Genomic DNA, 21,253 nt, shown 5'->3' with positions numbered 1-21,253 from the left:
CTCTAAAAGAACGACGAACTGCTGGTGAGCACATTTTGCCATGGAAAACTTACCTGAGGCTTACCTCTGGATGCATCATTTCAGGACACCACGCCGTTCACCTTCCGGAAACCCTGCCGGATTCGGTTTTGATAACCATCAGAGGAGGCAAAGTTTTCTTAACCGCAATTTTTAAGCTGTACGGAAGGGCGGCTGCCTATTGTCGGCCATAGAGGACGAAAAGTCCCAAGGAGAAGACCGGAAATCGGCTCTCAGGTAAGACAAGGGTAGAATGAAATGAACAATCCCGTTATGAAGCCCGCTTGGGCTGGCACGACGTTACGCCTCGATCCGTCCCGCTTTCCCCAGCAGGTCAGCTACGCCATCCACGATTGTTCGGATGACGTGAATATCACGATAGACGAACGCGGTGCGGTCCTGCGCAAGGTCCTCCCCTCCAGCGGCCTGCCGCTCTCGATTGCGCTGCCGAAGCGCGTTTTCAAGGGTGTCGCCGCCCGCGCCATCGACCATGGCGACGGCGATGTCACCGTAACCCTGGAACTCCACCACGCCGATCCGGAGCTCTGCATTCCGCTGCTCGTCGCGCATGATCTCAGCGACATCGCCGCCGACTGGCGCAGCTGGTCCGAAGCCTTCCGCATTCCGATGCTGATGGTCGAGGCCGACGGCGTCGCCCGGCCGCTCGAAGACCATATCGGCGCCTTGCGCACCAGCGATCTCAAGCCTCGCCGCCGTCATTCCTACTTCGCCAATCGCCGTCCGCGCTTCCTCGTGCGCCGTACAACCGGCCGGCTGGGCGTCGCGATGAAGATCGAAGGTAAGGAAATCATCGCTCGCAACTGAACAAAAACGCGACAGTTCCATTTGGCGACGTCGCTTCGGAACCATTTTGAAACCCGGCGCCCGCGCCGGGTTTATCGTTTCATTCGTCGTCCCAATCAGGGAATGGCAAACAACAGCGAGATGAAGAGGCCGAAGAAGATGATCAGGCCGACGCGGTTGTTTGACTTGAAGAGCGCCAGGCACTGGTCGGCATCATCGATATCGAGCCGGACGATCTGCCAGGCGAACATGCCGGCCGCACCGAGCAGACCCAGAAACGCGATGAGATTGGCGCCGGCGAGAGCGAAAGCGATGAACATCAGCACCAGCGTCAGTCCATAAAGGCCGATCAGCCATTGCCGCGTCCTGTCGCCGAACAGGCGCGCAGTGGAGCGGACGCCGATCAGCTCGTCATCCTCCTTGTCCTGATGTGCATAGATCGTGTCGTAACCGATCGTCCAGGCGACGGAGGCGGCGTAGAGCAGGATGGCTGCAAAGGAGAGGCCGCCGAAAATGCCGGCCCACCCCATCAGCGCACCCCAGGAAAAGGCAAGCCCCAGGTAGAATTGCGGCCAGTCGGTGAAGCGTTTGGCAAAGGGATAAAAGGCCACGATCCCGAGCGAGAGCACGCCGAGGAAGACGTTGAGCCAGTTGAACTGCAGCAGCACGAAGAGGCCGACGAGCGCCTGCGAGCCGATGAAGATTTTTGCCCGACGGCGGGTGACGCGGCCGGAGGGGAGCGGACGTGACCGCGTGCGCGCCACTTCCATATCGATCTCGTGGTCGACGAGATCATTGTAGGTGCAGCCGGCGCCGCGCATGGCGACCGCGCCGATGAAATAGAGGAACAGGTGAGATACCAGCAGGCTGCCGGAATAGATCCCCTCGCCGATCGCCGCGTTGGCGGCAAGGGTCGCCGACCAGAAGCACGGCCACATCAAGAGCTGCCAGCCGATCGGGCGATCCCAGCGCGCGAGCTGCGCATAGGGCCAAAGCCATGGCGGCAGGATCCGGTAGACCCAGTTATCGGAAGGTGCGTCGGAGACGCGATCGTTGAAGTCGCCAGTATCGTGCATGCCGCTCATCTAGCGGCGGGCCGCCGATCCGGTCAAGAAGCGATCATTGTATTGCCAGTTGCATCATTCCTTCGATCGGAATCGATCTAAGGATAAAATATACGTAAATTCAAAGTGTTGCAGCGCCGCGCGCCTGAAAGGACCCGCAGCGCCGTCAATCACTGCAGTGAGAAATTGAACTTGTAGGTCGCCGAGACGCCGATCAGGACTTGGTTCTTCGAGCCGCGCTCGCGCACGAGGCTGCTGTCGGCGGCAGGACCTGCCAGCCGCTTATATTCGAGGAAGGAACTGGCCGAGAGGTTTTCCGTCGCCTTCCAGGTGAGCGCCGTGCCGGCGCCATAGGACTGGATGCCCGACGAGGGCTTATAGGGATCAAGGCCGCTTGCCGCCGCCTGCTTGGCGTTGACGCCATAATAGGCGTCGTAATAGCCGCTGGTGGCGAAGGTCGCACGCGGGCCGCCTGACAGTTGCAGGTCGGGCGCGATATCGGTGAAGGCATCGACCGCGAGATCGGCAACGATACCGTCATGCGAGCGGATGCCCTGGCGGACTTCGGCGCGGGCGCGAAGGAAATCGGTCGGGTAAACTTCGACAAAACCGCCGGCTTCCGCCCCCCATTTGACCTTCTTCAAGCCCTTCAGCTCGCTGCCGTCGCCGTCATCGCGCGACGGGACGAACCTGCCGACGATGCCGGCACGGAAGGCGCCCTTGTCGATGAGGGCGAAGGACGGATTGTCATTGCGCGACGAAAAACGCGGGCCGGCGCCTTGGCGGCCGACCGAGATCAGCGGGCTGAACTTGAATTCATTATGCGACGAGCCCTCGAATTTCGGGGCGGAAAAGCCGGCGACGCCGACGCTCAGATACCAGTCGCCGGACCAGAAGTGCTGGCCGCTTTCCTGGGCGGCGGCCGAACTGGTAGATAAAAGGGCAATAGCCAAAGGGATCGATACGACTGATCGATGAGACACGTCCGCACTCCAGAAAACGCAAAAACAAAGCCGCGGAGGGCGGCGGCCGCTACATTTATCCCGATCTCGTTACCCCAATGTTAACCACGGCGGTGAGGGAGACGATTGTAGCTAACGCTGGTTCCAGCGGCGGATGACCGGTTCGGTCAGATCGTGTTCGTAGCCGAGCACGCTGATGCTGGCCGTATCGAGCACGAAACGGGAGCCATCTTCCGGCGGCAGGCCGAGCCAGCGGGCGGCGAGGACGCGCAGGAAATGCGAGCTCGAAAAGATCAAAATGGTGCCGGCCGTTTCGCGAAGCGCATGGATGACGGCGTCTGCGCGGGCACCGACATCGGCGGCGAACTCGCCATTCGGGCAGCCGTCGCGAAAGAGCTGCCAGCCGGGGCGGTCGGCAAGGATCGCCTTGGTGGTGATAGCTTCATAAGCGCCGTAGTCCCATTCGGCGAGATCGTCCTTGATCACCGCGCCCGATCCGAATCCGGCGAGCGTGCAGGTCTTGCGGGCCCGCGCGGACGGGCTCGACCAGACGGCGGAGAAGGTAGGGCCCGCCAGCCGGTCGGCGAGTTTGCGGGCGGCCTCCTCGCCGTTCGCCGTCAAGGGAATATCGCTGCGTCCGGTATGGCGCCCGGACAGGCTCCATTCGGTTTCACCGTGGCGGACCAGGTAGATCTCGGGAAACGCACTGCTCATCGGCACGTCCTTTCATTGGAAGCGGTCCCTCGGCAAAACCGCCAGCGGAAGCGGCCCTTCCGCGGGATCAGAACGTCACCTTTTCCAACGGTGCGCGCCTCCCCTCGAATTCCTTCAACTTGGCTTCGTTGCGGGCGATGTAGTTGCGATTGTCGGGAACGGCGAACTGGTTCTTGGCGACCTGGATCTGCAGGATGAAGAGCTCGTCCCAGCGGAAGCCCATTTCGGAACCAGCCAGATAGAATTCCCACATGCGGAAGAACTGCTCGTCGTAAAGCGCCACCGCTTCGGCCTTGCGCGCCACGAAACGCTCGCGCCAATGGCGCAGCGTATAGGCATAATGCATCGGCAGGATTTCGATATCCTTGACCAGCAGCCCGGCTTTTTCGAGCGGCGGCACGACCTCGCCGACGGAGGGGATGTAGCCGCCGGGGAAGATGTACTTCTCGATGAAGGCATTGGTGCCGAAGCTTGGCTTCGGACGGCCAATCGAATGCAGCACCATGACGCCGTTGTCATCGAGCAGATCCGATACCTTGCGGAAGAAATTACCGTAATTGCCGATACCGACATGTTCGAACATGCCGACCGAGACGATGCGGTCGAACTTCCTGCCCGTCATGGTGCGGTAGTCCTGCAGTTCGAATCGCACACGGTCGGCAAGGCCGCGCTTTTCGGCGCGCAAACGCGAGACCTTGAGCTGTTCCTCGCTCAGCGTGATGCCGGTGAAATCGGCACCGTCGGTCGCTTCCGTCAGATACATGCCCATGCCGCCCCAGCCGGAGCCGATCTCCAAGATGCGCTGGTTCGGCTCGAGCAGAAGCTTGGCAGCGATATGGCGCTTCTTGGCGAGCTGCGCCTCGTCGAGACCAATGCCCGGCGGCTCGAAATAGGCGCAGGAATATTGCCAGTCCTTGTCGAGGAAAAGATCGAAGAGCTTGGCCGACAGGTCGTAATGATGGGCGACATTGTGCTTGTTGCGATTGACCGGCACGCGGCTCTTCAGCTGCTGCCAGGCAATGCGGCCGAGGAGCAGAGCCGCCATCTTGAAATCGAAGATTTCGTTGGTGGTGTTCTGTTTCACCAGCGACAGGAAATCGTAAATGTTGCCCTGTTCGAGAATGAACCGGCCCTGCATATACATTTCGCCGAGCTTCATGGTCGGGTCGCGCCGGATGGCGTCCTCGGCCTCCTGATCGGCAAGGCGGGCGACAACGGTTTCACCCGTGCCGTCGCCGATAGTATGGGTTTCGCCATTGGCAAGGGTAAGTTTCAATGAACCCTTGCGGACGATTTGCTGGACGATCGATAAGAATGCCGACGCCATGGACGCCTCGCAAATGTGACAGGATGGTCACATCAACTTAGTAGCTCTCTTTCGCCTTACAAGCGCCGGATTTAGCACTCCGTTCAGAACGCTGCCAAACTGTTGCATTTTTGCCGAAATGCCGGTTAAACCCTTATTTTCGCTTCATGGCTTCGGCAAGTGCCGCGCCGAATGCGCCCTGGCTCTCCGGTTTCTGAGCCGCGGGCCGGCGCTCGTTCTGCGGCCGCGACCCTTGGCTTGGGCGAGAATCACCACGCGGCGGCGGCGCTGATGAGCCGTCATCGCGTCGCATGGAAAGACCGATGCGCTTGCGCTTGGCATCGACTTCGACAACCCGCACCTTGACGACATCACCCGCCTTGACGACCTCGTGGGGATCCTTGACGAAGCGGTCGGCAAGCTGGGACACATGCACCAGACCATCCTGGTGCACGCCGATATCGACGAAGGCGCCGAAGGCGGCGACATTGGTGACCGTGCCTTCCAGCACCATGCCGGGCTGGAGGTCGGAAATTTCGTTGACGCCCTCGGCGAAGGTCGCGGTCTTGAAGCTCGGACGCGGGTCGCGGCCGGGCTTTTCCAGCTCCGCGATGATGTCTTTCACCGTCGGCAGACCGAATTTCTCGTCGATGAACTGGCGCGGATCAACCGATTTCAACACCGCGCTATCGCCCATCAGCGCGCGCAGATCGCGGCCACAAGCGGCGACGATCTTCTTGGCGACACCGTAGGCCTCCGGGTGCACCGAGGAGGAATCGAGCGGCTCCTTGCCGTTGGGAATGCGCAGGAAGCCGGCGCATTGCTCGAAGGTGCGGCCGCCGAGGCGGGCGACCTTCAGGAGATCCTTTCGCGTCTCGAAACGGCCTTCGCTGTCGCGGTGGCGGACGATGGCGTCGGCGATCGACGGGCCGAGGCCGGAGACGCGCGACAGCAGCGGCGCAGAAGCGGTGTTGAGATCGACACCGACGGCATTCACCGCGTCTTCCACCACGGCATCGAGCGAACGCGACAGCTTCTGCTGGTCGACGTCGTGCTGATACTGGCCGACGCCGATCGACTTCGGCTCGATCTTGACGAGTTCGGCGAGCGGATCCTGCAGGCGCCGCGCGATGGAGACGGCGCCGCGCAGCGACACGTCGAGATCGGGAAACTCAGCTGCTGCGGTTGCCGAGGCGGAATAGACCGAGGCGCCGGCTTCCGACACGATGACCTTGGTCGGCTTCGGCGCCGGCAACTCGGCCAGCATGTCGGCCACCAGCTTTTCGGTTTCGCGGCTGCCGGTGCCGTTGCCGATCGAGATCAGCTCGACATTGTGCTTGCGGATCAGCGATGCGAGCTCGACCTGGGCGCCACGCACGTCGTTCCTCGGCTGGAAGGGATAGACGGTCGATGTCGCCACCACCTTGCCGGTGCCGTCGACGACGGCGACCTTGACGCCGGTGCGGATGCCGGGATCGAGGCCCATCGTCGCGCGCGAGCCGGCGGGCGCGGCCAATAGCAGGTCCTTGAGATTGCGGGCGAAGACGTGGATCGCCTCTTCTTCGGCCCTTTCGCGCAGTTCCCGCATCAGGTCGAGCGAGAGCGACATGGAAAGCTTGACGCGCCAGCTCCAGCTCGCGACCTCCATCAGCCAGCGGTCGCCGGGACGGCTGGTACCGATCTCGTAGGCCGCCACGATCATGCGTTCGACCGGCTTGTTCGGAGAGGCGGTCTCGGCGTCGGCCTCGATCGTCAGCGTCAGAACCTCCTCGTTCCAACCGCGCAGCATGGCGAGCGCGCGGTGGCCCGGCGCCGTCGCCCAGCGTTCGGAATGGTCGAAATAGTCGGAAAACTTCTCGCCGGTCGCCTGCTTGCCGTCGACGACTTTCGCCTTCAGCAACGAGGCCTGGCGCATATGGGCGCGCAATCTGCCGAGCAGGTCGGCATTTTCGGCAATGCCTTCGGCAATGATATCGCGCGCGCCTTCGAGCGCCGTCTTCACATCGGGCACATCAGCTGTGACGAAGCCTTCGGCCAAGACCGCCGGTTCCCTGGCGCGGTCGGCGAGGATCGTCTCGGCGAGTGGGCCGAGGCCGCGTTCACGGGCGATTTCGGCCCGCGTGCGGCGCTTCGGCTTGTAGGGAAGGTAGAGATCTTCGAGCTCGGCCTTGGTTTCGGCCCCAGTGACCTTGGTCATCAGCTCGTCGGTCATCTTGCCCTGGCCGGTGATCGATTCGACGATCGCGTCGCGCCGGGCTTCGAGCTCGCGCAGATAGACCAGCCGCTCGGCGAGATTGCGCAGCTGCGTATCATCCAGCCCGCCCGTCACTTCCTTGCGGTAGCGGGCGATGAAGGGCACGGTGGCACCCTCGTCGAGCAACTCGATGGCGGCTTTGGCCTGTTCGGGCCGGGCGTTGATTTCGGCGGAGATGCGGGCTGCGAGAAAACGGAGGTCTGCGGCCATGGGATTTCCTGTTTCGTCAGAGGTGGCGGGACCATAGCGGCGAAAAGCGGCAAGGCAATGTTGGAGTTTACGGCTAAGCGCCGATCCACAGGATAAGCATGCCGGAAAGGCGGCGATTTTGCGGTTGTGCAGATGCGCCATTCTTTGCTAGCAGAAGCAACGTTTTGACCCGGCGCCCATGCCATCCCTCCCCGGTCGCGGGAGGCAAGGAAATTCGACATGCCAAACCTTCTTCTCGAACTCCGCTCCGAAGAGATTCCGGCCCGCATGCAGCGCAAGGCTGCCGGCGACCTCAAGAAGCTCGTCACCGATGCGCTTGTCGAAGCGGGTCTGTCCTACGAGGGGGCGCGCGAATACTGGACGCCGCGGCGGCTTGCGCTCGACATTCACGGCCTGACGGCCCGCTCCGCCGATGTGCGCGAGGAACGGAAGGGGCCGCGCACCGACGCCAACGAGAAGGCGATCGAGGGTTTTCTGCGCGGCGCCGGCCTTTCGTCGGTCTCCGAGGCGCAGGTGGTGAGCGATCCGAAGAAGGGCGACTTCTACGTCGCGGTCATCTCCAAGCCCGGCCGCGCGACGGAAGAGATCGTCACCGATGTCATGCCCGGCATCATCCGCGATTTTCCCTGGCCGAAATCGATGCGCTGGGGCAAGGCCTCGTCCAAGCCCGGTGCGCTGCGCTGGGTGCGGCCGCTGCAGTCGATCGTCTGCACCTTCGGCCCGGAGCATGAGGAGACCACCGTCATCCCCTTCGAGATCGACGGCATCACCGCTTCCAACATCACCTACGGCCATCGCTTCCATGCGCCCGAGGCGATCACCGTCCGGCGCTTCGACGATTATGCGGCGAACTTGGAAAAGGCCAAGGTCATCCTCGACGCCGAGCGGCGCAAGGACATCATCCTGCACGACGCCCGCGACATCGCCTTTGCCAACGGGCTGGAGCTGGTGGAAGACGAAGGCCTGCTGGAGGAGGTCTCCGGCCTCGTCGAATGGCCGCAGGTGCTGATGGGCAGTTTCGAGGAGGATTATCTCTCGATCCCCTCGGAAATCATCCGGCTGACGATCAAGACCAACCAGAAGTGTTTTGTCACCCGCAAACAGGGTGAAGAGACGCTTTCGAACAAGTTCATCCTCGTTTCCAACATCCAGGCAAGCGACGGCGGCAAGGAAATCGTCCACGGCAACGGCAAGGTGGTGCGGGCCCGGCTTTCGGATGCGCTGCATTTCTGGAAACGCGACCAGGGCAATCTGCCGGATCTCGAGACTTTGACGGCTTCGGCGGCAAAGTTCGGCCTCGACATCAAGAAGCCGCTCGACCAGCGCATGGCCAAGCTCGATGCTCTTGACGTGACCTTCCATGCCAAGCTCGGCACACAGGGCGCGCGCGTCGCTCGCACCCAGGCGCTGGCCAAGGAGCTGGCAAAGATCACCGGTGCCGACGCGGCTCTGGTCGATCGCGCCGCCGTGCTCGCCAAGGCCGATCTGCGCACCGAAGCCGTCGGCGAATTCCCGGAACTGCAGGGCTTGATGGGCCGCAAATATGCGGCGCTGCAGGGGGAGGACGCCTCCGTTGCCGCCGCGATCGAGGACCATTACAAGCCGCAGGGTCCGTCGGACCGCGTGCCGGAGGACAGAGTGGCGATCACGATCGCGCTTGCCGACAAGCTCGATACGCTGATCGGCTTCTGGGCGATCGATGAAAAGCCGACGGGGTCGAAGGATCCATTTGCGCTGCGGCGTGCGGCCCTCGGTGTCGTCAGGATCCTGCTCGAGCGAAAGATCCGCCTGCCGCTGTTGGCAACGACAAGGGATGGCGACCTGCTCTCCTTCTTCCACGACCGTCTCAAGGTCTATCTGCGCGACCAGGGCGCCCGCCACGATCTCATCGACGCCGTGCTGACTTCAGATGCCGACGACCTGTTGATGGTGGCGCGCCGCGTCGAAGCGCTGACGGCCTTCATCACCTCGGAGGACGGCAAGAACCTGCTCGCCGGCACCAAGCGCGCGACGCAGCTGCTCGCCGCCGAGGAAAAGAAGGGCACCGTGATCGCCGATGGCGTTTCGGAAGCGCTTCTGAAGCTCGATGCTGAGAAGGAACTGTTCGCCGCAATCTCCAGCGCCTCGAAGGATGCCTCGGACGCGGTCGCCAGGGAAGACTTCCGCTCGGCAATGGAAGCGCTTTCCAAGCTGCGCGGCCCGGTCGACCGCTTCTTCGAAGACGTGCTCGTCAATGACGAGGACGCCGCCATCCGCGCCAACCGTCTCGCCCTGCTGCGGCTGATCCGCGAAGCGACCGGAACGGTTGCGGATTTCTCGAAGATCTCGGGGTGATATTCGGCCGCCATCGGCGGTCTGGCATTGCCGCCGTCATCGCGTTATTCAAGAGACATGCAGAGCAAGATTCTTGTCAGCGCCTGTCTTATGGGCCAGGCCGTCCGCTATGACGGCCGGGCGAAGCCGTTGCTTCATCCTGTGATCGAGACATGGCAGGCCGAGGGCCGGCTGGTGACGATCTGTCCGGAGATGTCGGCAGGCATGACGGTGCCGCGGCCGCCGGCCGAGATCGCAAATGCCGCAACCGGCGAAGAGGTGCTGGCCGGCACGGCGCGGGTTGTCGAGCTGACGGGCGCCGACGTGACGGAAGAGTTCCTGCAGGCGGCGGAAAATGCCGTGGCGCTCGCACGACAGGCAGGCTGCCGCTATGCGCTGCTCATCGACGGCAGCCCCTCCTGCGGTTCGGCTTTCATTTATGACGGCACCTTTTCCGGCCGCAAGCAGGCCGGCCACGGCGTGACGGCGGCGGCGCTGAAAGCTGATGGCGTCGAGGTGTTTTCCGATCACCAGATCGAGGAACTGATCGACCGTATCGCGCAATGAGCCTCAAAAGGCACGGCCGCCGGAGAACCGACGGCCGCTAAAAATTTGGTGATAAAAACGCTTTTGTCCCCGCGCCGTTTAAGCGGCGCGGCGACCTTGATGCATGGCCGGAGCGGCGCTTTCGCCACTGACCCGGAAGCCGCGGATGAGGTCGATCAACTCGTCAGTATCGCTGGCCAACGTTTCGGCCGATGCCGTGGTCTCCTCGGCCATGGCGGCGTTCTGCTGGGTGGCGGCGTCGAGCTGGTTCATCGACGAGGAGATCGAGCGCAGCGTCGTATCCTGTTCCGAGGCGCTGTGGGCGATCTTGGCGACGATCTCGTTGGCGGCCTTGATCTGGTCGGAGATGCGCTTCAGCGCCTCGCCTGCCTCACCGACCAGACGGACGCCGTGGTCGACCTGGCTGGAGGAGCGGGCGATCTGGTCCTTGATCTCCTTGGCGGCCGCGGCGGAACGCTGGGCAAGTTCGCGGACTTCCTGGGCGACGACCGCAAACCCCTTGCCGGATTCGCCGGCGCGGGCTGCCTCGACGCCGGCATTCAGCGCCAGCAGATTGGTCTGGAAGGCGATCTCGTCGATGACGCCGATGATCTTGGTAATCTCCGACGACGACTTCTCGATGCCGCTCATCGCTTCGATCGCCTGGGTGACGATCGCATCGCTATGGGTGGCTTCGGTGCTGACCGCGTGGACACGCTTGCTGGCTTCATGGGCGCCATCGGCGGTCTGGCGGACGGCGACGGTGAGTTCATCGAGCGCGGCCGAGGTTTCCTCGAGGCTGGCGGCCTGGCGTTCGGTGCGCTGCGACAGCTCGTTGGAAGCGCGGCGGATCTCTTCCTTGCTGGTGCCGATGTCGGTGCCTTTGGCGCTGACCTTGGCCATGGCGGCTTCGAGATGCGACAGCGCATCGTTGAAGTTGTCGCGAAGGGCGGCGTATTTCTGGCCGAGATCGGCGCAGCGGACGGTGAGATCGCCGCGGGCGATCATCTCCAGCGCCTGGCCGATCGTCGTCACCACCCGCGCCTGCAGTGTGGCTTCATCCTGCTGCTGGCGCAGATTGTTTTCGCGCTCGTTTTCCAGCGCCAGCTGCTGGGCCGCCTCGCGATCGGACATCGCATGACGTTCCCTGATCTTTTCCTGCAGCGACTGCGTAGCCTTCGCCATCATGCCAACTTCGTTGTTCATGCCGATATGCGGGATAGTGATTGAAACATCCTCTTCGGCGACAGCCTTCAGGGCGGCATGGACGTTGTTGAGAGGTCCCGAAATGCCGCGGATGACGATATAGGCGGCCGTCATGGCAAGGAAGAACAGAACGATGCTGCCGGAGAGCGCGGTCAGGATCGTGCTGTTTATCTGAGCATCGAGATCATCCATGTAGACGCCGGTGACGACGACGACCTTCCAGGGATCGAAGGCCTGTCCATAGGCCGTCTTGCGGTAATCGCCGGCCGGCTGGCCCGGTTTGCTGGTGGAATAAAATTCGACGAGACCGCCGCCCTGCTGCCCGAGCTTGACCAGCTCTTCGCGATAGAGCTTGCCTTTGCTGTCCGCCTGGCCCTTCAGGTTCTGCCCGACTTTCGCGGCGTCGTAGTGGAACATCATCTGGACGTCGTAGCTATAGCCGAAGAAATAGCCGTCCGGATCGTATTTCATCCCGTTGACGGTGGCGTAGGCCTGCTTCTGGGCATCCTCGAGCGTCATTTCGCCCGCGGTTACCTTGGCCTGGTAAAGCTTGAGAACCGAGACCGCCGACTGAACCTCAGCGCGGAGCATGTCATAACGCTCCTTGTAGATCGCATCGACCGACGATCGGATCTGCAGGGAGGTGGCGATCGCAAAAGCGATCATCAGGCCGACGACCAGCAATATGAGCTGCTTCGATATCTTCAAATTTTTCATGACGCCTCGCAACGGGAATGGATAGCTGCATTCCGGTGCGGTTTTCTACCGCCTGTGCGAGCGCGCCAAACAAGACGACGCGTCTACCGCTGCTAAAATAAACATGCTGCGACCGGGTAAGTAACAATTGATGCCCACCCTATAAAAAAGCTTTAATTTTATTGTTCCCACCGCGCATTTCCCTAAAAATCCAGGGGTGCTTTACAAAGCAAAACCGCCGGATTTTCATCCTGCGGTCCATATCATTTGCTTCTAAAGTTCTCAGCCGGCCCGTCGCATCGGTTCGGCCTGGCGGTGCTGTGGCGCACCGACACGGAAGCCGCAGATGAGATCGATCAGCTCGTCGGTATCGCTGGCCAGCGTTTCGGCCGATGCCGTGGTCTCCTCGGCCATGGCGGCGTTCTGCTGGGTGGCGGCGTCGAGCTGGTTCATCGACGAGGAGATCGAGCGCAGCGTCGTGTCCTGTTCGGAGGCGCTGTGGGCGATCTTGGCGACGATCTCGTTGGCAGCCTTGATCTGGTCGGAGATGCGCTTCAGCGCCTCGCCTGCCTCGCCGACCAGACGGACGCCGTGGTCGACCTGGCTGGAGGAGCGGGCGATCTGATCCTTGATCTCCTTGGCGGCCGCGGCGGAACGCTGGGCAAGTTCGCGGACTTCCTGGGCAACGACCGCAAAACCCTTGCCGGATTCGCCGGCGCGGGCTGCCTCGACGCCGGCATTCAGCGCCAGCAGATTGGCCTGGAAGGCGATCTCGTCGATGACGCCGATGATCTTGGTAATTTCCGACGACGACTTCTCGATGCCGCTTATAATTGCACTTCAAAACAGGAATGCACCCCCGCTGCTCATCGAGGGTGCATTCGTCCACCGGTGGTGGAACCCCAAGCGATCGAAACCTTGATCAGGTAGGGGCAGGGAACTTTTTTAGAAACGCAGCTTAAACTCGGAAACGTTAATCGCTGCCGGTTGTTCCGCCATACCTGCCGCAACGGGCCTGGCGTCGCCGCCAATGACGGCCGCGGTGGTTGCATTCATGTCGATACCGTCTACCGGCGCCGCTGGCGGCGCGGCCGCAATCATGGATTCAGGCGTCGCCTTGCTGACGAAGACGACGGGCGAGCCGCCCATCCAGCCTTCGGTGCGATAGATCTTCTTTTCGCCGCCGACGTCCCGGACTTCACTTGCCTGGAAAGCACCGGGCTTCAGCTCCGGCACCGTATAGTCCTTCTTGGTCAGTTCGGCCTGGAGCGGCGGGCAATCGGCACAGCTTTCGGTGACGATGCTGCCTTCAGCGCGCGGCGCAGTTTTGCCGATCACCTCTATCGAGGACGCCATCGCAGAGCCTGCCATCAGCAGGATTGCCGCACCGAGGAAAATCTGACGCATCAATGCCACTCCGTCTCATCTTGGGAGCGGTATAGCGCAGCTTTGTTTCCATCCCGTCAGGGGAAAGGGTAAAAATTTAAAGAACGGGCCGGTTTATACTCACTCCGAGCCCGTTTCGCGCTCGATCGCCCGCCAGCCGATGTCGCGCCGGCAGAAGCCGTTTTCCCATCTTACCCTGTCGAGCAGCGCGTAGGCGCGGTTCTTGGCCTCGGCAACCGTGCCGCCTGACGCGGTGACGTTCAGCACGCGGCCGCCGGTCGCAACCAGTGCACCGTCTTTCAGACCCGTGCCGGCATGAAACACCTTCTCGCCCGCGCCTGCATCCGGCACGGAAAGAATCGGCGTGTTCTTCTCGTAGGCGCCGGGATAACCCTTGGAGGCCATGACCACCGTCAGCGCCGGATCGTCGTTCCATTCGGCGTTCACCTGATCGAGCGTGCCATTGGCGGTGGCGAGCAGCAGCGGCAGGAGATCGCTCTTCAAGCGCATCATCATCACCTGGCATTCAGGATCGCCGAAGCGGACATTGTATTCGATCAGCTCCGGCCCCTTCTTGGTGATCATCAGCCCGGCGAAAAAGACGCCGGAGAAGGGATGACCGCTCTCGGCCATGCCGCGCATCGTCGGCTCGATGATCTCCTTCATGGTCCGCTCGACCATCTCAGCGGTCATGACAGGCGCCGGCGAATAGGCGCCCATGCCGCCGGTATTGACGCCGGTATCGCCCTCGCCCACCCGCTTGTGATCCTGGGCGGTTGCAAGCGGCAGCGCATGTTTGCCATCGCAGAGGCAGAAGAAGCTCGCTTCCTCGCCATCGAGATAGGCTTCGACGACGACTTCGGCGCCGGCAGCGCCAAAGGCGCCCTCGAAACAGTCGTCGACCGCCGCCAGCGCCTCGTCGAGCGTCATCGCAACCGTCACGCCCTTGCCGGCGGCAAGACCATCGGCCTTGACGACGATCGGCGCGCCCTCGGCGCGGATATAGGCTTTGGCCTTCGGTCCATTGTTGAAGCGTTGGTAGGCGCCTGTCGGAATGCCGTAGCGGGCGCAGATATCCTTGGTGAAGCCTTTGGAGCCCTCGAGCTGGGCTGCGGCAGCGGAGGGACCGAAAACCACAAGGCCATCGGCGCGCAGCCGGTCGGCGAGGCCGGCAACCAGCGGCGCCTCCGGGCCGACAACGACGAAATCGATCGCCTTGTCCTTGCAGAAGGACGCGACCGCTTCGTGATCCTCGATGTCAACCGGCACGAGGACGGCGTGTTCGGCAATGCCGGGATTGCCGGGTGCGGCGTAAAATTCCGTCATCAACGGCGATTGCGCCAGCTTCCAGGCGAGCGCATGCTCGCGTCCGCCCGATCCGATCAACAGAACCTTCATGCGCGACCCTTTCCTTTTCTGTCTGGCGGTTAAGGGCCAAGGGCTAAAAGGTCAAGCGGGAAAGCTTACCAGCCCCCGCCTCCGCCGCCTCCGCCGCCGCCTCCCGACGAGCCGCCGCCGGAAAAACCGGAGGAGGAACTCGATGGCGGCGGCGCGGGAATCGTCGACGCGATGGTCGAGGCCATGGACGAGGAAAAGCCGCCGATGCGATCGGAAAAGCTGCCGCTGTTGAAGTTGCCGGAATACCAGGTGGGCGCATAGGCAGCAGCCGCGCCGGCAGCGGCCGCCGCAAGCCAGGTTTCGAAAGTGCGCGACCAAGGCTTTTCGACGCCGAGCGCCACCGCATAGGGCAACAGCGTCTCGAAATGCCGCGGCGACATTTCCGGAGCGCCTGCCGTGTTCATCCGGTCCTTCTCGGCAAGCGTCAGATACTGGCGCAGGCCGTCTATGCCATCCATCATCTTGGCGCCGAGCGGGGTCGGCGCGCCCATGATGAAGAAATAGAGGATGTTCAACAGCACGATGCCGCCGACGGCAAAGAGCATCGGCGTTTCGTGCAGTTCCACCAGCGAGGAGGCAAGCGCCAGAACCATGGTCGCCAGAATGCTGATGCCGATGAAAACTCCGACGGCGGCGGCGATGATGGCGATGATCTTGCCGAACAGTGATTTGCCGCGATGCAACGACCTGACGAGGCCGGCGGCGAACACCGCGACGAAGACCGAGATGGCGCTCGGGATCAGCATCAGCGCGATGGTGTCGGGCGCCAGCGAACCGAAGACGAACAGGATCACCAGGGCTGCCGCGCTGAGCGCGATGCCGCCTGCGGTATAGGCCAGGTTGGAATTGTAATATTTGCCGCGATGCTCCTTCTCGATCGCCGAGCGGAAGGCTTGGCCGACAGACTTCACCCGCTCGCCATTCGCCTTGTCGATCGTCAGCGTCGAACCGGCACCGCCGGCAACCTTCAGCAATTCGATTTCGCCGGCCTGGAATTTCTCCTTGCCGAGCGGCTTGCCGGTGCCTTGGATGACGATCGAATTCTTCAGGTCTTCGAGCTTGACGTAGCCGCGGACGGCAAGATTGAGCGCGGTGGCGGACAGCGCCGTCCAGCCCTCGCCGGAGAAGCCCTTATTGTCGATATAGTTGACCAGCGCCGGCGAGATACCATCGGGCGCGTCCCAGCGCGGCACGACGACGCCGCGGGCGGGATCGCGGCCGACCTTCAGCCAGGAGCGCGTGTAATAGGCGAAAACGAGGATCAGGCCGCCGAAGCCGATGAAATAATTGCGGTTGTCCTTCAACCACCAGGTGCTTTCCATATCCGCGCTCGGCGGATCGATCGAACCCTTCGGCATGCGGATCGCGAAGGTCAGGCCTTCGTGGGCGTCAAGCGGCGCGGTGGTGGAAAAGACCGGGCCAGCGCCGGTTTCGCTGACGCGGGCATTCTTTTCCGTCGCGCCCTGGGGGCCAGTGAAGAAGGCCGTCTCCGTCGCGCCGACGCCGGGCGGCAGCTTCACCGTCGCGGTTGCCAAGCGGATCGGGAAGATCCAGCCATTGCCGGTGACGTTCCAATAGAGTTCGTCGTGATCGTCGAAATAGCGGATCTGGCGATTGGTCCTGTAGGTGAAGACGTATCGATGACGGCCCGGCGTCACGGTCACGTCGGCAGAACCGGCATAGATGCGGATGCCGCCTGATATCGATTCGGTGTGCCAGGGCTCGTTATCGCCATCGCGCTGGACCGATACCATATCGAAATCGACGCTGCGGCGGCGGCCCGCGGCATCGGTGAAATAGAGCGGGAAATCACGGAAGATGCCGTGGTTGATCTGATTGCCCTCGGCATTGACGGTGATCGTTTCCGTCACCGTCATCGCGCCACTTTTTTCGAGCGCGATGTCGGAGGCGAAACTGTCGATCACCTCGGCGGCAAAGGCCCCCGGGGCGGCGAGCATCAAGACCAGTGCAAAGCAAAATCCGAAAAACCGACGCCCCATCCCTGTCTCCCGCCGGCAGCCTCGGCTGCGCGTTCCGTCAATCGTTGTCCTGATAGGTCACGCCGAGTGCCGCCAGCGTCCGCCAATAGGCGGGGAAGGTCTTGCCGACGCAATCGGGATCGAGAATGGTGATGCCGTCGATCTTCAGCCCGGCGAGCGCAAAACTCATGGCGATGCGATGATCGGCGAAGCTGTCGATATCCGCCGGCAGACGCTTGCCGGCAAGTGCGGGATCCGACTGCACGACCAGATCGTCGCCGTCTTCGTGGGCAAGCCCTGAAACAATGCGGTTGAGGCCGGTCGAAAGCGCCCGGATGCGGTCGCATTCCTTGACGCGCAGATTGGCGATGCCGACGAAGCGAACCGGCGTCTCGTTGAAGGCGGCAAGCACGGCAAGCGTCGGAACGGCATCCTGCATCTGCGAGCCGTCGATCTCTGCCGGCAGATGCGGGAATTTGGCGATGATGTCATAGGCGCGCGCATCGGGCTGCGAGAAGGTATCGGAGGGAACACCGAGATCGATCGCGCCGCCGGTGAGAACCTCGGCCGCCCAGAGATAGGTCGCAGCCGAGGCATCGGGCTCGACGATGAAGTCGGCGGCGCGGTAGCCGGTCGGCTCGACACGCCAGGTGACCGGGCTGGTCTTCTCGACCTTGGCGCCGAAAGCCTTCATCGCCGCCGTGGTCAGATCGATATAGCCGAGTGCACCGATATCCTCGCCGACGAGCTCGATGTCGACCGGCCGGTCGCCGCCGGCCGCCATCATCAGCAGCGCGGAGACATACTGGCTGGACAGGCCACCATCGATTCGGATGCGGTCGGCCTGGAAGCGGCCGGTGCCCTTGACGGTGACCGGCGGGCAGCCGGTCTCGGCGGTCGCATCGATGCCGAGCGTGCGCATCGCCTCGACCAGCGGGCCGATCGGGCGCTTGCGCATATGTTCGTCGCCATCGACGATGACGGTGCCGTCGACCAGAGCCGCGGCCGCTGTCAGGAAGCGTGTCGCCGTGCCGGCATTGCCGAGGAAGAGCGGCGCCTTGGGCGGCAGCAGCCTGCCGCTGCCGGTGACGACGAAACTGGTATCGTCAGGCTCGTCGATTGCGACACCCATGACACGCAGCGCTTCGGCCATATAACGCGTATCGTCGCTCTTCAGGGCCCCGGTCAGCCGGCTGGTGCCCTTCGCAAGGCCGGCGAGCAGCAGGGCGCGATTGGTGATCGACTTGGAGCCCGGCGGCATGGCGCGGCCGGAAAGCGGCCTGCCAGGCGGGATGATCGTGAGTTTGGCTGTGCGTGTCATGCTGTTTCTTCCGTCCATGGGGCGACCTTAAAGCGCGAAATGCTCTAGCCGGCCGCAATTCTGCCCTTGCTCTTAATCGCTTTCCGGCAAAGGCAAAATGCCGGATCGTCAGAATTTCACGGTGGGGACGGCGCGATCGGCCTCGTTGGTGATTTCGAAATATTCCCGTTTCGAAAATCCGAACTGGCCGGCAACGAGATTGGACGGGAAGCTTTCGACCTTGACGTTCAGGTCGCGGGCCGCACCGTTGTAGTAACGCCGCGCCATCTGCAACTCGCCTTCCATGGTTTCCAGCGAAGCCTGGAGCTCGGCAAAATTCTGGTTGGCCTTGAGATCGGGATAGGCCTCGGCGAGCGCGATGACACGACCGAGCGCCTGGCCGAGCAGGCCTTCCGCCTGCGCCCTGCCGGCGACATCGCCAGCCGGTACGGCCTGCGCCTTGTTGCGGAGCTCAACCACCTCTTCAAGCGTCGACTTTTCATGGGCGGCATAACCCTTGACCGTCTCGATCAGGTTCGGGATCAGATCGGCGCGGCGCTTGAGCTGGACGTCGGTGCCCGACCAGGCCTCTTCCGCCATCTGCCGCGCGCGAACCAGGCCGTTGTAGATGAAGATGAGATAGAGCGCGACCAGAACGATGACGCCAAGCGCAATAAACATCGCGAATTCCCCCGCAGCGAAGTAATGTCCGCGCGGAGACTACGCGGGTTTGCCGGCTGCCGTCAAACGCCGATATCCGCGACGATTCGGGGTGCCCGACCAGCCGTCGATATCGACGATACGGCTGGCAGGCTGTTGCGTTACGCCGCCTCTTTGCCCAGGTTGACGCCGCCGGCATCGGTCAGCAGGAAGGCTTCGCCGCAGGCCTTTGCGAGCGTGCGAACGCGCAGGATATAGCTCTGGCGCTCGGTGACCGAAATGACGCCGCGGGCATCGAGCAGGTTGAAGACATGGCTTGCCTTGATGCACTGGTCATAGGCCGGGAAGACGCATTTGTGCAGGCGCTGGTTGGCGTTGTCGCCCGGCGCGCCGGCATCGAGCAGCGCCCGGCATTCCTTCTCAGCATCGACAAAATGGCGATGCAACATCTCGGTATTGGCGAACTCGAAATTATGACGCGAATATTCCTGCTCGGCCTGCAGGAAGACGTCGCCATAGCTGATCTTCTCGTCGCCGTCGCGGCCGTTGAAGTTCAAATCGTAGACATTGTCGACGCCCTGGACATACATGGCGAGGCGTTCGAGACCATAGGTGAGTTCGCCGGCGACGGGCGAGCATTCGATGCCGCAGACCTGCTGGAAATAGGTGAACTGCGAGACTTCCATGCCGTCGCACCAGCATTCCCAGCCAAGGCCCCAGGCGCCGAGCGTCGGGCTTTCCCAGTCGTCCTCGACGAAACGGATGTCATGCAGCAGCGGATCGAGGCCGATCGCCGCCAGCGAGCCGAGATAAAGCTCCTGCAGATTTGCAGGGTTCGGCTTCAGGATGACCTGATATTGGTAGTAATGCTGCAGCCGGTTCGGGTTTTCGCCATAGCGGCCGTCGGACGGGCGGCGAGACGGCTGAACGTAAGCCGCCTTCCATGGCTTGGGGCCGAGGGCGCGCAGCGTGGTGGCCGGGTGGAAGGTGCCGGCGCCGACTTCCATGTCGTAGGGCTGCAGCACCGCGCAACCCTTGTCCGCCCAATAGCTATGCAGGGTCAGGATCAGCGCCTGGAAAGAGCGCTTCGGGTTCATATGGTCTGGAATAGCTGACATCGAACGGCACCGATTGCTGGGGAATTATCGGCGCGACAGGTGCCATGGAGGGCGGCGGGGGTCAAGACTTTTGCAGCGATGAAGAGGCGTCGAATGCCGATGGGGAAGAGGAATTCCGCTGCCCCTCCCCCTCACCAACCGGGTGAGCGGCAGTGCGTGGCGACGCCTTTTATTCGCCCTCGCGCTTCAGCCGGTATTCTCCCGTTGCCGGGTCCTTGACCAGCGTGCCGATCGCGCCGGTCTGACGCTCCTTTTCAGCGCGGCGCGATTTTTCGGCGAGCTTGCGGGCATCGGAGACGAAGCGGCGGTAGAGCCACCAGGCTGAGAAAACCAGAATCAGGATGGTAATTAGTTGCGGCATGCCCCTCTCTTGCTCCCTTCAAAGCCCGAAACGACTCCACAATGCTCTCTCTTCCGCCGCTTCGACAAGCCCCGTTGCGAGACCGGATGCAGCGCCTTCGAATGAGACCGGCGACACACCTGGAATCCGGCGGCCGAACAGGCCGCGGCCGGCGGTGACGAGCTCCAGCTTGGTCTTCTGGCCGTAGCGCCTTTTCAGTTCCTGGCGCATGTCGCCGAGGCCATCGATGAGGCCGAGCTCCAGGCCGCGCGTGCCGCTCCAGAACAGGCCGGAAAACACCGCCGCATCATCCCTCAGCTTGCCGGCGCGACGTTCGCGCACCATTGAGATGAAGACCTGATGGATTTCGAGCTGCAGGCTCTTCAGATACTCGATATCCTTTTCCTTTTCCGGCTGGAAAGGATCGAGGATCACCTTGTTTTCGCCCGCCGTATAGACGCGGCGTTCGACGCCGATCTTCTTCAGGAGTTCGGGAAAACCGAAGCCGCCGGAGACGACGCCGATCGAGCCGACGATGGAGGTAGCATCGGCAATGATCTCGTCGCCGGCAAGGGCGATCATGTAACCGCCGGAGGCGGCGACATCCTCAACGAAGACCAGCACCTTCTTCTGCTTCTCGCGAGCGAGCTCGCGAATGCGGGTGAAGATCAGGCGCGACTGGACGGGCGAGCCGCCCGGCGAATTGATGGAGATGGCGACCGCCGGCGCGTCCTTCATGGCGAAGGCTTTTTCCAGAACCGGAGAGACATTGGCGAGATTGAGGGTCGGCCTGAACTGGCCGCCGCCGCTGATGATCGCCCCCTGCAGCCGGACGACCGGGATGGTGATGCCGTCCTTGCGGAACCGTTTCGGCAGCAGTTTTCTCAAGAATCCGGCCATTTCCCATCCTTCGCTTCGGGTCGCACGATCGCAGTTTACGATCGGCATCCATGTATGCGCTGGAACGGCAAACGCAATG

Annotated in this window: 17 protein-coding genes and 1 pseudogene; 3 read left to right on the top strand and 15 right to left on the bottom strand. The window is 62.5% G+C overall.

Annotated features, from left to right (window positions below):
- The first annotated feature begins 276 nt into the window (after positions 1–276).
- Entirely contained in the window at positions 277–843 is a 567-nt protein-coding gene (locus ACD590_RS03010; RefSeq protein WP_017990459.1) for a DUF6101 family protein, read from the top strand.
- Between the two features lie 95 nt (positions 844–938).
- Here the strand turns inward: ACD590_RS03010 and ubiA are convergent, their stop codons facing one another.
- The 5 genes from ubiA to ACD590_RS02985 form a co-directional block, all read right to left on the bottom strand.
- On the bottom strand, positions 939–1,898 hold the full coding sequence (gene ubiA, locus ACD590_RS03005) for a 4-hydroxybenzoate octaprenyltransferase (RefSeq protein ID WP_439002109.1): 960 nt from the start codon (positions 1,896–1,898) through the stop codon (positions 939–941).
- Positions 1,899–2,056: 158 nt separating this feature from the next.
- Complete coding sequence (locus tag ACD590_RS03000; RefSeq protein WP_439002108.1) at positions 2,057–2,869, bottom strand: MipA/OmpV family protein; 813 nt, start codon at positions 2,867–2,869, stop codon at positions 2,057–2,059.
- Positions 2,870–2,980: 111 nt separating this feature from the next.
- Complete coding sequence (locus ACD590_RS02995) at positions 2,981–3,562, bottom strand: histidine phosphatase family protein (RefSeq protein WP_439002107.1); 582 nt, start codon at positions 3,560–3,562, stop codon at positions 2,981–2,983.
- Positions 3,563–3,629: 67 nt separating this feature from the next.
- Positions 3,630–4,889 (bottom strand): class I SAM-dependent methyltransferase, encoded by a 1,260-nt coding sequence (locus ACD590_RS02990; protein WP_439002106.1) that lies wholly within the window; start codon positions 4,887–4,889, stop codon positions 3,630–3,632.
- Positions 4,890–5,022: 133 nt separating this feature from the next.
- Entirely contained in the window at positions 5,023–7,332 is a 2,310-nt protein-coding gene (locus ACD590_RS02985) for a Tex family protein (protein ID WP_047621987.1), read from the bottom strand.
- A gap of 219 nt (positions 7,333–7,551) precedes the next feature.
- Between ACD590_RS02985 and glyS the strand changes: the two genes are divergently transcribed.
- Entirely contained in the window at positions 7,552–9,666 is a 2,115-nt protein-coding gene (gene glyS / locus ACD590_RS02980; RefSeq protein WP_439002105.1) for a glycine--tRNA ligase subunit beta, read from the top strand.
- A gap of 57 nt (positions 9,667–9,723) precedes the next feature.
- A complete protein-coding gene (locus tag ACD590_RS02975; protein ID WP_193445774.1) occupies positions 9,724–10,212 on the top strand; it encodes a DUF523 domain-containing protein in 489 nt (162 codons plus the stop codon).
- 78 nt (positions 10,213–10,290) lie between these two features.
- Here the strand turns inward: ACD590_RS02975 and ACD590_RS02970 are convergent, their stop codons facing one another.
- The 10 genes and pseudogenes from ACD590_RS02970 to ACD590_RS02925 all read right to left on the bottom strand — a co-directional run bounded on the left by ACD590_RS02970 (position 10,291) and on the right by ACD590_RS02925 (position 21,174).
- Positions 10,291–12,114 carry a methyl-accepting chemotaxis protein gene (locus ACD590_RS02970; RefSeq protein WP_247265855.1) on the bottom strand — a complete coding sequence of 608 codons (1,824 nt, stop codon included), beginning with the start codon at positions 12,112–12,114 and terminating at the stop codon, positions 10,291–10,293.
- Positions 12,115–12,375: 261 nt separating this feature from the next.
- A pseudogene (locus ACD590_RS02965) lies at positions 12,376–12,924 on the bottom strand (methyl-accepting chemotaxis protein); the annotation flags it as partial.
- Positions 12,925–13,038: 114 nt separating this feature from the next.
- Complete coding sequence (locus tag ACD590_RS02960) at positions 13,039–13,500, bottom strand: plant virulence effector HPE1-like domain-containing protein (RefSeq protein WP_065277932.1); 462 nt, start codon at positions 13,498–13,500, stop codon at positions 13,039–13,041.
- Positions 13,501–13,599: 99 nt separating this feature from the next.
- Positions 13,600–14,877, bottom strand: a complete 1,278-nt coding sequence (gene purD / locus ACD590_RS02955; RefSeq protein WP_439002104.1) for a phosphoribosylamine--glycine ligase — start codon at positions 14,875–14,877, stop codon at positions 13,600–13,602.
- 65 nt (positions 14,878–14,942) lie between these two features.
- Complete coding sequence (locus ACD590_RS02950) at positions 14,943–16,877, bottom strand: DUF2207 domain-containing protein (protein ID WP_439002103.1); 1,935 nt, start codon at positions 16,875–16,877, stop codon at positions 14,943–14,945.
- A gap of 37 nt (positions 16,878–16,914) precedes the next feature.
- Complete coding sequence (gene aroA, locus ACD590_RS02945; protein WP_439002102.1) at positions 16,915–18,177, bottom strand: 3-phosphoshikimate 1-carboxyvinyltransferase; 1,263 nt, start codon at positions 18,175–18,177, stop codon at positions 16,915–16,917.
- Positions 18,178–18,285: 108 nt separating this feature from the next.
- A complete protein-coding gene (locus tag ACD590_RS02940) occupies positions 18,286–18,837 on the bottom strand; it encodes a LemA family protein (RefSeq protein ID WP_439002101.1) in 552 nt (183 codons plus the stop codon).
- 140 nt (positions 18,838–18,977) lie between these two features.
- Positions 18,978–19,934: a glycine--tRNA ligase subunit alpha gene (locus tag ACD590_RS02935; protein WP_018245021.1), complete on the bottom strand. Its 957-nt coding sequence runs from the start codon at positions 19,932–19,934 to the stop codon at positions 18,978–18,980.
- A 169-nt stretch (positions 19,935–20,103) separates the two neighbouring features.
- Positions 20,104–20,295, bottom strand: coding sequence for a membrane protein (locus ACD590_RS02930; protein ID WP_003556931.1), 192 nt, complete (start codon positions 20,293–20,295; stop codon positions 20,104–20,106).
- Positions 20,296–20,313: 18 nt separating this feature from the next.
- The gene (locus ACD590_RS02925) at positions 20,314–21,174 is read right to left on the bottom strand and encodes a S49 family peptidase (RefSeq protein ID WP_113543179.1); all 861 of its coding nucleotides are present in this window, start codon (positions 21,172–21,174) and stop codon (positions 20,314–20,316) included.
- Positions 21,175–21,253 lie beyond the last annotated feature (79 nt).

The organism is Rhizobium sp. 862_C5_N1_2, assembly GCF_051811205.1.
Lineage (GTDB): Bacteria > Pseudomonadota > Alphaproteobacteria > Rhizobiales > Rhizobiaceae > Rhizobium > Rhizobium leguminosarum.
This window is presented reverse-complemented; position numbering and strand designations above follow the sequence as displayed.